The organism is Halorarum halophilum, assembly GCF_013401515.1.
Taxonomy (GTDB): Archaea; Halobacteriota; Halobacteria; order Halobacteriales; family Haloferacaceae; genus Halorarum; species Halorarum halophilum.
Window position 1 is genome coordinate 1,454,961 of the sequence record NZ_CP058529.1, and the last position, 13,240, is coordinate 1,468,200.

At 53.1% G+C, this 13,240-nt stretch carries 11 protein-coding genes; 3 read left to right on the forward strand and 8 right to left on the reverse strand.

What is annotated here, in order from left to right; translation table 11 throughout:
• Window positions 1–121: 121 nt before the first annotated feature.
• Window positions 122–1,246: an AGE family epimerase/isomerase gene (locus HUG10_RS07485; RefSeq protein WP_179168973.1), complete on the forward strand. Its 1,125-nt coding sequence runs from the start codon at window positions 122–124 to the stop codon at window positions 1,244–1,246.
• 14 nt (window positions 1,247–1,260) lie between these two features.
• On the opposite strand, the gene HUG10_RS07490 is transcribed toward HUG10_RS07485, so the two are convergent.
• From HUG10_RS07490 to HUG10_RS07525, 8 genes are all read right to left on the reverse strand, one after another.
• The gene (locus tag HUG10_RS07490) at window positions 1,261–3,150 is read right to left on the reverse strand and encodes a hypothetical protein (RefSeq protein WP_179168974.1); all 1,890 of its coding nucleotides are present in this window, start codon (window positions 3,148–3,150) and stop codon (window positions 1,261–1,263) included.
• A complete protein-coding gene (locus HUG10_RS07495) occupies window positions 3,147–4,067 on the reverse strand; it encodes a glycosyltransferase (protein WP_179168975.1) in 921 nt (306 codons plus the stop codon). The genes HUG10_RS07490 and HUG10_RS07495 overlap by 4 nt, the downstream gene beginning before the upstream one ends.
• Window positions 4,068–4,086: 19 nt before the next feature.
• Window positions 4,087–5,124, reverse strand: coding sequence for a DUF354 domain-containing protein (locus HUG10_RS07500; protein WP_179168976.1), 1,038 nt, complete (start codon window positions 5,122–5,124; stop codon window positions 4,087–4,089).
• A 3-nt stretch (window positions 5,125–5,127) separates the two neighbouring features.
• Window positions 5,128–6,414: a nucleotide sugar dehydrogenase gene (locus HUG10_RS07505; protein ID WP_179168977.1), complete on the reverse strand. Its 1,287-nt coding sequence runs from the start codon at window positions 6,412–6,414 to the stop codon at window positions 5,128–5,130.
• A complete protein-coding gene (gene wecB / locus HUG10_RS07510; protein ID WP_179168978.1) occupies window positions 6,411–7,511 on the reverse strand; it encodes a non-hydrolyzing UDP-N-acetylglucosamine 2-epimerase in 1,101 nt (366 codons plus the stop codon). Before wecB ends, HUG10_RS07505 begins: the two co-directional genes overlap by 4 nt.
• Window positions 7,512–8,471 carry a glycosyltransferase family 2 protein gene (locus tag HUG10_RS07515; RefSeq protein WP_179168979.1) on the reverse strand — a complete coding sequence of 320 codons (960 nt, stop codon included), beginning with the start codon at window positions 8,469–8,471 and terminating at the stop codon, window positions 7,512–7,514. It abuts the gene before it with no gap.
• A 550-nt stretch (window positions 8,472–9,021) separates the two neighbouring features.
• Window positions 9,022–9,297, reverse strand: coding sequence for a hypothetical protein (locus HUG10_RS07520; RefSeq protein WP_179168980.1), 276 nt, complete (start codon window positions 9,295–9,297; stop codon window positions 9,022–9,024).
• 83 nt (window positions 9,298–9,380) lie between these two features.
• Window positions 9,381–9,566 carry a hypothetical protein gene (locus HUG10_RS07525; RefSeq protein ID WP_179168981.1) on the reverse strand — a complete coding sequence of 62 codons (186 nt, stop codon included), beginning with the start codon at window positions 9,564–9,566 and terminating at the stop codon, window positions 9,381–9,383.
• Between the two features lie 776 nt (window positions 9,567–10,342).
• Between HUG10_RS07525 and HUG10_RS07530 the strand changes: the two genes are divergently transcribed.
• Both HUG10_RS07530 and HUG10_RS07535 read left to right on the forward strand, forming a co-directional pair.
• Complete coding sequence (locus HUG10_RS07530) at window positions 10,343–12,247, forward strand: hybrid sensor histidine kinase/response regulator (protein WP_179168982.1); 1,905 nt, start codon at window positions 10,343–10,345, stop codon at window positions 12,245–12,247.
• Window positions 12,248–12,517: 270 nt separating this feature from the next.
• Window positions 12,518–12,970: a hypothetical protein gene (locus tag HUG10_RS07535; RefSeq protein WP_179168983.1), complete on the forward strand. Its 453-nt coding sequence runs from the start codon at window positions 12,518–12,520 to the stop codon at window positions 12,968–12,970.
• Window positions 12,971–13,240: the final 270 nt, after the last annotated feature.

Below are 13,240 nucleotides of genomic sequence, written 5' to 3' on the forward strand. Positions count from 1 at the left end.
AAGCTAGATAGTGCTTTCGAGCTTAGATTTGGGTTCTTCCCAAGAAGTTGTTAATTACGAGTCAGGGTAAAGAAGACCTTCCTGGTAGGATTCAAGTGGATGAGACTCTACTAAGGTATCAATGGTTGATCAAGGTGGTAGGAACAAGACCCCTAAATCGATTTTCGAATTATTGGAGATTTGTGCCAGTAATGTAATTGAAAGTCAAAATGCTGATGGCTCCTTTCCACCGGGCCGGAATTATACGTATAACGAGCTGGAAACGCCAGTGAAAACCACCGCCCGTTGGCTAATTACGTTCTCAAAAGTATATGAATTAACAGGTGAAGAACAATATCGGGATGTAGCATTGCGTTCCATTGATTATTTTCTTCAGGAAATTGATCGACCAGGGGGGTACACGTTTCATTGTCGAACAACTCCTGGTAAAGACAAATGTAACGGACTCGTTGGCCAATCTTGGCCGATATTGGCGCTGTCGTATTCCGGCAGGGTATTTGATATACCTAGTGCGATCGACTTAGCGATAGAACTGTTCTCAACCCATCCGTTCCACGAAGATCTTGGACTTTGGGAAAGGATAGAGACAGATGGTCAAAGAATAGGATTTGATAGAACATTAAATCATCAAATTCTTTTTGCAGCTCGGAGTTCGAATTTGTCTAATCAAAGTGCAGAAGTTGAGGAGAAAATTGATAGGTTTATTGACAGGCTAGGACAAAACATGCGACTTAACCAAGAAGGCCTTATTAAGCATTTTGTCAGACCCACTCCGAAAGAGATAGTTACACAGTTCCTCTCAAATCCTAAGTACTATCCTTTAATCATTAATGAAATGGCATACCCTTTCCGGACGCATTCCACGAAACGGAATAAGATAGAGAGAGGCTATCATACCGTCAATTTAGCACCACTCTCTAAATTATATCGCAGACACAGCTGCCAGTCATTTTGGGAGAGTAATAAATGTGCTAATGCGATTCAGTATCTAGAAAATAATATCGAGGGTTTATTAAATAAAGAAAATACACAGCATGGGGATGGCTTACCTGGAATATCAATTGCAAAAACGTTGTACAACTTTGATCGTTGCGATGAGAACCTCGTACGCGACATGGTAAATGAAGAGCTGACACGTCGATTTAGCTATGACAAGCTTCGATTTGAAATAGGAGGTATGCATCAAAACGACCAATCATCCCTTATTTCGGAGTTGGTTGATCTCCCTGAAGTCCACATATATTAATATCATAAACTAAGTTATTGAGCAAGGTAAAGCCGTACTGACCCAGAATCATAAACACGCGATCTAGATTTTTCCAATTTGGCTAATAACTCTGGGGTATTATTGATATCAATTCTATAGCGGTATTCTGAAGGGCCTACGGTAATCCCCCCATTCTCATATCTATGGGCTCTCAAAATTGTCCCCTCATTCTCAGAACTATTTCCTGTCACTCTTATACTCTTTATGCTATTATGTTCACGATCTAATTGGAGGTACTCGTTAATGTACCGTTGGGAAGAACGATCTGCATTGAGCTCGACCTTATTCGGGACGCTCTTATGAACAAATTCAATACCCTGAATTTCTGATTCCTCCAGGTGTTTCGGTGGCCCGGTCCAAGTTAATTGATTTGCATCGCTGGCTACTGGAGCCACGGTTCCAGCCCATACAGAGGTTATGATGAATATGCACACAGATCCTACCGCCAAATACCGATACACTTTATCGCTCTTCAACAAGTAAAATAATGAATAGCCAATCGTAATAGCAAGAAACGGCGAGAGTAGTAAATAAAATCTGTCAATTCGGAAAAGGTATTGCGTGATCCAAAGAGACGATATGGGGTTGGGGATATAGAGAGGAGTTGTAATAAGCAAGAATACCCCCAGGCCATAAGGGAGTTCACGATCATACGAAACTAGCAATTTCCTTATGCCAACTAGTAGAAAGAATGTAGTTACGTATGTATTTAAATAAAAATTGCTTGAGTTAAACTTCTGCTCGGATCCACTTGGGGTGGTCACGGCCCTGGGTTCAAGCAGGCCCTCGATCCTACTTGCGATGATCACTTCGGTAAAGGAGGTAGCGACAAACACCCAGTACCCAATGCATAGGACAGTGGATAATAATATCATGTTGAAGATTTGATTATTAGTATATGCCCTATTTGAAAATGCAAAGTATAACAATAGTAAAATAATAATCGATTGGGGAAGAGTTACTTGATGAACAAACAGAAGATAGATCAAAAATACTATCGACAACATTGCAAACCGAACATCGTAATTGTGTTTTAGTATCAAATAGAGCGCAAAGAAGAATCCAATTGCTGCTGCGACTCGTGTAATCATGTACTGACCATAGAATACTACATCAGGAAGGGTCGCAAATATTAGTGCACTACAAAGAGCCATATCAGCCCTTCCAAATATGAGAGTCGATAATTTATACACAATCGGTATAGTAGATACGATCATAAGGGGCGCAATTAGTGCCCAAGAATATTTAACAGGGACGTCAAATATTTCGCTCGAGAGAGCTATCAAAATGTGGAATAATGGAAATGAATTGTAAGCGATTGCAAGATTTTCTGGAACAATTGTCCCAATGGTGTAAATATGGTTGGCGTACCGTAGATGAGCGAGAATGTCAGAGTTCCCAATATAAAATGGATACTTAAGAGTGACAGAGTAAACAGATAGCATAAATACTAAAGCTATTTGGATTAGAACTATATGTTTATTATTCGATGCCAATATTCGGAAAAGTATTGATATATATATAGCGGACGCGACAATAAAGTATTCTATCGGACGGGATTGATTAGTGTGTAATATGAAAAGAGCTAAAGCCAATAAAAAGAAGAATACTATACTTTGGAACCTGGGGTTGACATTTACTTCAATATTTGCTGAATGTGGGTGATCTTGTTCAGTGGAAGACAAGAAGACAATGGCAGCCCCTATAAATGGAGGGCCCAACGTAACCAAACCTACCATTCCCATAGAGGGTACCCCAATAATGTAAGAACCTGCTAGCCCAATGAGTAATAGAGCTGGCAAAATTAATTGGAGATTTTTCCCTATCGAGTAGAAGGCTTTTTTAACAAAACTACTAATTATGAGGTTTGTTGTTTGAATCATAAATGTTTGACGGCCCCATACAATTCAATATACATTTTTATAGTCACACCGATATATAATACAATGAAAGAGACTGGATTGAGTTGGTCTTTTGCAGCCAGATAGACCCTTCTTGGATCTGGTGGGAGGATCGCAGAAATTGCTAATGCAATTGAAAGATCCCGTTCGCCAGAGCTTCCTCCGCCGGAGATCTCCTGTGACTTCCCTTTCCCAATACGTACTGATTTTTTGAACTGTTCTGAGAAACTTGCTCTAGCAGGGTGAAAAACTACGATATCAGTAGCAAACTCAGTTTGTAAATCTTTGTGAGAATGCACTCTCTTACCGAATTCCTTGTCTCCCCCTGAAACAAGTTTTTCATTAAACAGACCCGCCATATCAAAAACACGACTCCTGACAGCTAATGCTGCTGTTGGTGAATAGTTCTCATTGTTGAAGTAATATTCTGAAGGAAGCCCAAATTTCCGATCGTACCAACCCCAATAACCATCCTTTCCTTCAGGAGTGTAGAGTTCAATAGAATATCCTAAATAATCGATATCAGTATCATTAAAATATGCGTCGATAGTATGAAGCCAATTTGAAGGTACAGTCATATCTGCGTCAATGAATACAAGGACATCTCCATTTGCATTCTTGACACCTGTATTCCTTGCAGCATAAGATGATTGTACCTCTTCCTCCACAGCTGGCTGAATTGTCTCAGGATATTGGTCAGCCCAGGCCGTTATCACCGTATAAGTATCATCTGTAGAGTTGTTATCAACAGGTATTATCTCGTAATTAGAGTACTCCTGTTTGACGATTGAACTAATGGTGTCATCAAGTCCATCTGCATCATTGTATACGGGAATTATTATGGATATTTTTGTCATATTGTCATCTTGTGTATTATCCCTGGGTGATTTGTAATTCATGTATTCTCTATAAGTTCTTCTAGATTAATTTATCTAACAGGCGTGTTATTGACTTACTTACCTCCTTACTCCTAGTTCTGTCTGGAGATATGTCTGCCGAATTGAAAGAATGGAGATGGTCAATAATATCGTTTGCCGATCTGGAATGAAATATCATTTCATTACGTTCCATCGCTTGGTCGACGGATAACAACGAACTCGGAAAGAAGGAAACCGCAGGTATTTCCATACACGCTGCTTCTCGCGCCATTGTTCCCGACCCAGTCATAACTCCATTGGAAAACCAAGCTAATTGTAATCCATTGAGTGCCTGATCTGGGACAAAGACCTTATTCTCAGAATAGTCAACCGCATATTGTTCGTCACCTCTACCCCTTGGAAGGTACACAACGTTTGTTCCTTCACTGACGAACTCTTCCAACAATTCAGGTACAATCGATCGCTCTGCAGAGACATACGCGGCATCGAGAGCCTCCGGCCGAATGACTACGTACTCATTAAAAGGAAGTTTCTCTGTGAATGACTCATCGGGCTCGAAGTTCGCGACATAGATGTCTTCCTTGTATCCGTCGTACGTGTGGATCTGCTCACGATCAGCACCCCACTTCGTCAGCTCCTCTATCTCGAACGCAGCCGGGACCACGTTATGTGTTGCCTGCGCCTCGAACCGGTTGTACCACTCTTCTAACCGGAGCCCGTCCACGTGCGCGGTGATGTCGTTGTCCGTGAAATGAATCGATGGAATCCCACGGACTTTCGAGGCCAGGATACACATGGCGTTTCGCGACGAGAGCGAGACATCCGCACTCGGTGCCTTTAGTGCGAGCTGTGCCGTCCGAAGTGGAATCCCAATCTTTCGGAGGAGCGTATTGTCGAAGTCTCGACCAACGATTTCATAGTCGAATCCGACGGTCTCTGCAAGATCAACGGTCTCTGTCTTCTCTCGGACAGTCGTTTTGACGTCGAGATTCGGAAGGTCTTCCAATAACGCATTGAAGAAAAACGGGTGAGACGGACTAACGAGGTCTACCCACGCCGTCAAGTTATTCTGATTCATCAATTAGATTCTACAGAAGGTAGTTCCTGCATCTTTCCATTCATCCATGTCAAGCATCCCCCTCGTATCCACAACGACGGGCTCGCGCATCGCATCAACAAACTCCGATGCAGCGAGGTCCTTGAACTCATCGTGGTCCGTCATCAGGACCGCTCCGTCCGCATCGGTGATCGTAGCCTCGAGTGACTCGAGAGAGAGTGTTGCGTCATCCACCTTCGGGTCGTGAATCGAAATGGCTGCACCCGCGACACCGCCGTCTGCCATGGCAGCAGTCTCCTCAGAAGAGACCTGCAGTTGACGTGCTAACTCGAGCCCAGGACTCATACGTGTGTCACCGACGTTCCCCTTGTACGCCACGCCGAGGATGGCGATTTTCTTCCCGCTCAGCGTACCGAGTTCATCGCGGAGGAGGTCCATGATGTACGTGAGCATGTTATCGTTCACCTCGCGGGCGTTCGCGATCAAGTCCAATTCGTCAGAGTTCTGCCCAAGGAACCACGGGTCGATCGGTAGACAGTGACCCCCGACGCCGGGGCCTGGCTGAAGGATATCCACACGGGGATGTTCGTTCGCGAGATTGATCGCCTCCCGTGAATCAATCCCGTAATCGCGGGACAGCCGAGCGATCTCGTTTGCCAGCGCGATGTTGGTATCACGGAAGGTGTTCTGAATGAGTTTCACGAACTCGGCAGTCGTCGCATCCGACGTCGTCCGGATGTTACCTTCGACGAACGAATCGTATAACCGGATCGCTGCCTCTGTCGACAGGCCGTTAACCCCCCCGATGATGCGGTTGTTCTGCTGGAGCTCGGAGATGATGTTCCCCGGCAGAACGGTTTCCGGGCAATGCACCAGCGCGAAGTCTGCACCTGCTGAAAGCCCGGACTCCTCGAGAATCGGCTGCAGTACGTCTACGGTCGTCCCTGGAGGCACAGTCGATTCGAGGATAACTGTGTCCCCCTCACGAAGCTCGGGAATGATGGCGCTCCCTGCACGCTCGATGTAGCCCAAATCTGCCTCCTTCGCCGTCTCGTTGAAGGGCGTGGGAACGCAGATAATGTGATACTTTGCTTGGACGACCTCATCAGTAATCTCCAGCTGGCCGGAGTTGAGCGCCTGCGTGACGAAGGCACGAAGTCCGGGTTCGTCGAAGTGGACGTCTCCACTTTGGAGTCGATCAGTCAACTCAGTATCGACGTCAAAACCATACACCTCGTGGTCGTAGTTCGCCAGCATGGCGGCGGTCGGAAGGCCAATATACCCGAGGCCATGGACGCAAACGGTGCTCATCGGGGCACCTTCGCACGGACTGTTGCCGCCTCACGGATGATCGTTTGCCCTGCTGTACCGTCTCCAAACGGGTTTTCCCACGTGTTGTCTGTTTCAGTCATAAAATCTACGCTGGCTGTGATTGCCGACGGTTCAACGCCGCACAGCCGATTGGCACCGACCGAGACCGTTTCTGGCCGTTCCGTATTGTCCCGCATCGTCACACAGGGCACCCCGACAATACACGCTTCCTCCTGCACTCCGCCTGAATCGGTCAGAATCAGTCTAGCCGCCGACTCCAGTTGGAGGAAGTCTAGATACTCCTGTGCCTCGACGAGGCGCACGTTGTGGGGAACGGAAAGATCGAACGCATCGAGGTTGGCTTCGGCGCGTGGGTGGATGGGGTAGACGACGTCGACCCCGTGCTGCGCTGCCGCCGTACTCACGCCCGACAGGAGCCCCCGGAACCGCGATTCATCGTCGACGTTCTCGGCGCGGTGGGCCGTCATGAGGAAGAACTCACCAGCTTCGAGCCCGAGGTCATCGAGAACCGAGCTCTTCCGTTCGGCGAGTTTCCGGTTTCGGTGTAACGCGTCCACGACGGTGTTCCCCGTTACGGTAATTCGGTCCGCGGGAATCCCTTCCTCCAGCAGATACTCCTTGCTCTGCTCTGTCGGCGCGAACAGGTAGTCCGCCATGTGATCCGTCACGACCCGGTTCGTCTCCTCAGGCATCTCCCGGTCGAAACTCCGGAGGCCTGCTTCGACGTGGCCGAGCTCCATATCGAGTTTGCTCGTCGCGATCGCCCCCGCAAGGACTGAGTTGGTGTCCCCCTGGACGAGCACGGTATCCGGGTTCTCCTCGAGGAGGATCTCCTCGATTCCCGCCAGCATCTCCCCCGTCTGCGCGCCGTGGGAGTCCGACCCAACCCCGAGGTTGTACTCCGGGGTCGGGAGTTCGAGCTGCTCGAAGAACACTGAATCGAGGTTGTCGGAGTAGTGCTGGCCTGTGTGGATGACGGTGTATGAAATGTCCCGTTGCTCGCACTCGTGGATGACCGGGGAGAGCTTGATAATCTCCGGCCGGGTGCCGAGGACGATGGCGAGGTCCGACCCCATCTATCGAACGACCCCCTCAAGGTTTGCCACCATAGTCGCGATCTGGTTCAGGATGAGTCCACAGAACACGCCGAGCACGCCGATGATCGTACTGAACCCTGCGACCAGCACCTTCGCGGGGTAGAACGTCCCCGAGGTCTGGTAGACGAGGATCGCGTCCAACCCATACAGTGCGCCGAACAGCGTGAGCACGCTGCCGGGAATGCCGAAGAACAACAGCGGATGCCGGTCGCGGACGAGCTGGAGGATGAACATGAGGACGCCCAGCCCGTGCCGGAACGGGTTGTGGGTCTGCCCATCGATCCCATCGTACCGGACGTCGATGGGAATCTCCTGAATGGACAGCCCCTTCTGGGTCGCGTCGTTGATCATCTCGCTCTCGACGCCCATGCCGTCGGTGCGAATCCGCAGGTCCTGCGCAGCCGCGGGCGACAGCGCACGGAACCCGCTCTGGGAGTCGGTGACCTTCGTCCGAGCGGAGCCGGTCGTCATGATGTCGAGGACTCGTTGCCCGAACCGACGGTGAAACGGCGTCTCAGTCTGTTTGCCAGCCAGGTACCGGCTTCCAATGGCGATGTCGCAGTCGCCCTCAAGGACGGGCTCCGTGACATCGGGGATGTCGGCAGGAACGTGCTGGCCGTCTCCGTCGAGGAGGACGAGCGCGCCGAAGTCCCGCGACTCGACTTCTTGCAGGAGTGTCTGCACTGCACGACCCTTCCCGCTGTTCTCGGAGTGTTCGACGACAGTCGCCCCTGCCTGCGTGGCGATATCGACCGTCTTGTCAGCGCTCCCGTCATCGATCACAATGACTTCATCGGCGTACTCCTTCGCGGCGAGCACGACGCTGCCGATGCCGACCTCCTCGTTGTAGGCCGGGATGCCGACAAGGACGGTGTCCGACGTCGCGGTGGACTCCGTCTCGAACTGTCCCGTCGATTCTGGAGGGCGTTGCATTGCCATGGTCTCACTGACCACCGAGGCAGACAGTTGGCCAGGGCAGCCGACTGCTATAGCATCTGATTACCCGGTGGTTAACTCTCACACAGTAAGAATCTCTTCATGGATGAAAAAGGTTTGCTATTGACATTATTGTGGGTCGTACATCGCACTAAGAAACGTCGGAGCTTAGAGATATTATCAATGGCCTATTTCGACCAGAATCGCACTGCGGGAAGCCAACGTGGCATATTCCGTACTATCCCGAGGGGCCCCCACGCAACACCGTTGCAGGTCGGCTATGTTACCCCCTTGCTATCTCTACATCGATGACTCATCTGTCGGCCAACCTGTTGACTACTGTTTGAGCTGAACGCAGTCGGACTGGCGGTCAAAGTACCGTCTTCGTGGAAAATCTGGCGCGTTTGCCGGGTGAGACCTCGAACTGTCGCCAACCACACTGGCGCTCCTTCGTCGATCAGCTGATGAATAACACGTGACAACCGAACCTGACACTGAGCAACTGATTTCGGAACCCGTGCGAGTCCGTGGCGCTACTATACTGAGAACTTCTTCAATCGACGGTGAATGCCACCTGTAAGCCGCCTCCGTCCCAATTGACGTGAAGCGACACGCACTGTTCGTCGTGGGTCACGTATCGCTGGAGGTTCCGGACCACGACTGTATCACCGTCGAACTCGAGGTCGTCCTCCTCGACCACGTTCCGGACGCCTGCCTCGTGGTGGACGGTCACCCGGAGTTCTGACTCGCCTCGATCTGGAAGCGTCAGCGTCACGGCTGTCGGGTGGTCGCCATCGATCGAAATTGGGGGATGAACGGCTGATGTCACGTTGTAGTTGATTGAGTTCTGAAGCTAGGATGTGTCGGTTGCGGTTTGGTACGGCGGGCGTCGTCTCGCTGTACTAGCGTCGGTCAGGCGTTCGTACTCAACAGGATGAGCACGAGGCCGTCGACAGCGAGCAACACCGAGAGCGCCAGTGCACCAAGTACGAGATTAGATGTGAACTGGAAAACCATTCCGACTCCCAGGACGCCGAGGAGCAACACCGAGAGCGTTCCAAACAGGAGGAGCATGATGCTCCCCGTATCAAGCAGCATGAGATCGCTTCGATTCTGGAACCCAGGCATACTCCTCCCGGCGAGACAATGATGTAAATACCTGCGGTGCTGGTTCTCACTGTTGATTGCTTCGCCGCTCGCGGTGTGTCGCAGGCCCTCGTCGAGACGAGTGTCGTCAGCGCCGAACAGGCGGACTCTCACTCGTGGCAACGCCGTAGACGGGAGGTCGCCGCGACTCCAAAGGATTTCGGCGAGTTGATTCGGTCAGTGGTGGCACCCCCACATCCGGTCCACGCCGGATACAGCCGGTGTGCACCGACGCAGGATGGAGAGTTCAGAAGTGATAAGCCCCCGAAAAGACTATAATACCTTGTTTCTAGATGATAACTAACTGACTATGGAATATGAATTCGAGTGTGGCTGTGGCGAAGAGGTGTCGGACTTTACACGCGGCGGCGATGTGGAGATCAGCACGACCGCGATCTGTGAGGATTGTGGGTCGGCGTACGCCGTGACCATCACGACGATTCGGAATACGTACGACTGAGAGCCGAGTAGCGAGTGCAACACTGGACACAATGGGGCGATTCGCGATGGAGGCGGTCGAATTCTCGAGGTGGGACCACCGTTTCCGTACTCGTGAGACGGTCTGTTCGCGGTCCTCCTGCACACCGTACGCATGAACAGCCGAGACGAGTGAGTTGACGGGGACCAGTGTTGATCGGACACCGACCCGCTGGATCTCCGCAGACGCCGGTATCAGGAGTGAGGCCTCCGCCGGAACGGTTAACCCGAAGTCATGTTGTTGACTGGTAATGAGTAAGTCGCCGGGGACCCGGATTCACGTCCTGTACGTGGACCCCGCGTGTTCGAATCGCCGACTGGAACTACGGACCCAGGAGGAGGTGGAGTTCACAGTTACGACGGCGATGACCCTTACCGATGGCCGCCACCAGTTCGACGAGCGGGCGATCGACTGCGTGGTCAGCGAGTACGACCTGCCGGACGGGACCGGCATCGAACTGCTCGAAGCCATCCGGGCGACCGATCCAGCACTCCCGTTTTTCCTGTTTACGGACAGCGGGAGCGAGGCAATCGCCAGTGACGCTCTCGTCGCGGGAGTGACCGGGTATCTCCAGAAGGATCGTGACGCGGACCAGCTCGCGAGCCTGTCGACCCAGATCACCCGCGCCGTCGCCCGGGGTCGAACCAGCGGGCGGTCGAACGGGACGGATCGATCGCGAGCCGTCCAGCGCCTTCACAGCACCACCCGCGCGGTCATGCAGGCGGAGACCGCTGTCGAGGTCGCCGACCGCACGGTCGACGCGGTTCGGGACATCCTGGCCATGCCGGCCAACGCGGTCCATCTCTACGACGAGCGTGACGGCGGCCTCCGACCGATCGCGTGGACCGAGTCCGTCGAGGACCTCATCGGTGACGTGCCGACGTTCTATCAGGGGGACAGTCTCGCCTGGCAAGTCTACGAGACGGGCGAGCCTCGGATCTACAATTCGCACTCGGCAGTCACCGGGCGCTTCAACCCGGACACGGTCGTTCGCAGCGAGATCATCCTTCCGCTGGGTGCCGACGGCGTGCTCCTCATCGGGTCACCCGACTCGAACGCGTTCGATGAGACGGACGTCTCGCTCGCACAGACGCTCGCGGCGAACGTCACGACGGCGCTTGCACGCATCGAGCGCGAACAGGAACTCCGAGAGGAGCGGTCGTTCATCGACCAGGCGCTCAACACGCTCACGGACGTGTTCTTCGTCATCGGCACGGAGGGGGAGATCCTTCGGTGGAACGACCGTGCCCGGGAGGCCTTCGGCTATTCGGACGCGGAGCTCGCCGTCATGGACGTCGCGGACGCCTTCTCCGAGCGCGAATACGAACGTGTCGCCACAGCGATCGAAGAGGCCCTCACGACCGGGGCTGCGGTCGTGGAAGCCGACGTTCAAACTGCCGCAGGGGACGCCATCTCCTACGAGTTCACCGGGGCGCGCCTCACGGACACTGAGGGCGACCTCGTTGGGCTCGTCGGGGTCGGTCGTGATATCACAGCACGGAAGCGACGGGAACGGGAGCTCGAGCGCCAGAACGAGCGCCTCGAGGAGTTCGCCGGGATCGTCAGCCACGACCTACGAAACCCCCTGAACGTTGCCCAAGGGCGGCTTGGCCTGCTCGAAGCAGAGCGTGACGGTGAGCATCTCGACAGCATCCGGAGGGCGCACGACCGGATGGAAGCGTTGATCGATGACATCCTGACGGTCGCCCGAACCGGGGAGACGGCAGAGAATCTCGTGCCCGTCGCGCTCGCGGACGTAGTCGACAGCTGCTGGGAGACCGTCGCGACGGGTGATGCGACGCTCGTCATCGACACGACCCTGACGATTCGCGCCGAGACGGGACAGCTGAAACAGCTGCTGGAGAACCTCTTCCGGAACGCGATCGAACATGGGGGGTCGACGGTCACGGTGACGGTCGGCGACATGGCTGACGGGTTCTACGTCGAGGACGACGGAGCAGGGATTCCCGCTGGCGAACGTGAACACGTGTTCGACATCGGATACTCCCTATCCCCGGGCGGGACGGGAATCGGACTGCGGATCATCGATCAAGTGGCGACCGCACACGGGTGGACAGTCAGTGTCACGGACGGGATGACAGGGGGCGCGCGATTCGAGATTACCGGAATCACAACCAAGCCAACTGCGACATAGTGTCTCCGCCGGCCTGACGATGGGGAGAGTACGAGGCTGCGTCAACGCGCGATGACGGATGAGGAGTGTGGGTCGGCGTACGCTGTGACCATCACGACGATCCGGCCTACGTACGACTGAGAGCGAAGGGAACGGTTAGAGAACGTGGAGGAATGGCTGCGTTATTTGTGACCAGGCAGCATACAGTCGGACTTGCCAGCAGATAACACTCAGCGGCGGATTACTCGGGCAACGTTTCTCCGAACGATCGCAGCGACATCGGTTGCTACGATGGTTCCGATCGCCAGCAGTGGGAGAGCGACAGCCACCCGAGCCCGTGCAGATCAGGAAGCGGACGGACGGGCGCTCCCGCACACCACCGATACCCAAGAGGTTACGTTACGCATCGCGGCATGGGACGAAACCGAGAATACCCCGCCCGGAGAGCAGGCAGAAGTCTGGATCAAAGGGACCGGCTCGTGGTTTCCGGACTTCGAGTTCGGCGGTGACCTTCTCGAGGATGCAGGTCCGTTCGTGCGAAATTCTGACGGTGAACTCTTCATCTATCCAGACGGGCGCGAGGCTGGAACGGAGATCGTCGCCACGGTGTATTTCGACGAGAACTTCATCAGCAACTCACCGCGAGACATGGTGCGCATCGACATCCACGATGAACGCGTCGTCGTTGGGGGTTCACCAATCGAACGCAATCACGGAGAGTACGAGCTCGTGTTCGAACGATGAGGTGGACGACCATTGGTTCGCCCGCCCCTCTCGTGGACCGACAGCCAGAGTAAGAGATTCCGTCAAGGACCGGGGAAGCGTACCTGTGAGAAAGACTCCTTCCGAGTCAGCCATCCGTTGAAGAATCAGGTGCTAGGTTCACCACTCCCTGCGTCTACACGCTGTCGAGTGACGTGCCACCGAATCCATACAGGGTAGTGATCGAAGACGGTGGGTTCAACCGGGCGTGAACTCGACCCCCGCACCGATACCAGCACCCAACTCGTTAAG

Excerpts from the sequence above, each read along its gene's own strand:
- HUG10_RS07485 (WP_179168973.1), top strand. The coding sequence starts at position 122 with ATGGTTGATCAAGGTGGTAGGAACAAGACCCCTAAATCGATTTTCGAA.
- HUG10_RS07490 (WP_179168974.1), bottom strand. The coding sequence starts at position 3,150 with ATGATTCAAACAACAAACCTCATAATTAGTAGTTTTGTTAAAAAAGCC.
- HUG10_RS07495 (WP_179168975.1), bottom strand. The coding sequence starts at position 4,067 with ATGAATTACAAATCACCCAGGGATAATACACAAGATGACAATATGACA.
- HUG10_RS07500 (WP_179168976.1), bottom strand. The coding sequence starts at position 5,124 with ATGAATCAGAATAACTTGACGGCGTGGGTAGACCTCGTTAGTCCGTCT.
- HUG10_RS07505 (WP_179168977.1), bottom strand. The coding sequence starts at position 6,414 with ATGAGCACCGTTTGCGTCCATGGCCTCGGGTATATTGGCCTTCCGACC.
- wecB (WP_179168978.1), bottom strand. The coding sequence starts at position 7,511 with ATGGGGTCGGACCTCGCCATCGTCCTCGGCACCCGGCCGGAGATTATC.
- HUG10_RS07515 (WP_179168979.1), bottom strand. The coding sequence starts at position 8,471 with ATGGCAATGCAACGCCCTCCAGAATCGACGGGACAGTTCGAGACGGAG.
- HUG10_RS07525 (WP_179168981.1), bottom strand. The coding sequence starts at position 9,566 with ATGCTGCTTGATACGGGGAGCATCATGCTCCTCCTGTTTGGAACGCTC.
- HUG10_RS07530 (WP_179168982.1), top strand. The coding sequence starts at position 10,343 with ATGAGTAAGTCGCCGGGGACCCGGATTCACGTCCTGTACGTGGACCCC.
- HUG10_RS07535 (WP_179168983.1), top strand. The coding sequence starts at position 12,518 with ATGGTTCCGATCGCCAGCAGTGGGAGAGCGACAGCCACCCGAGCCCGT.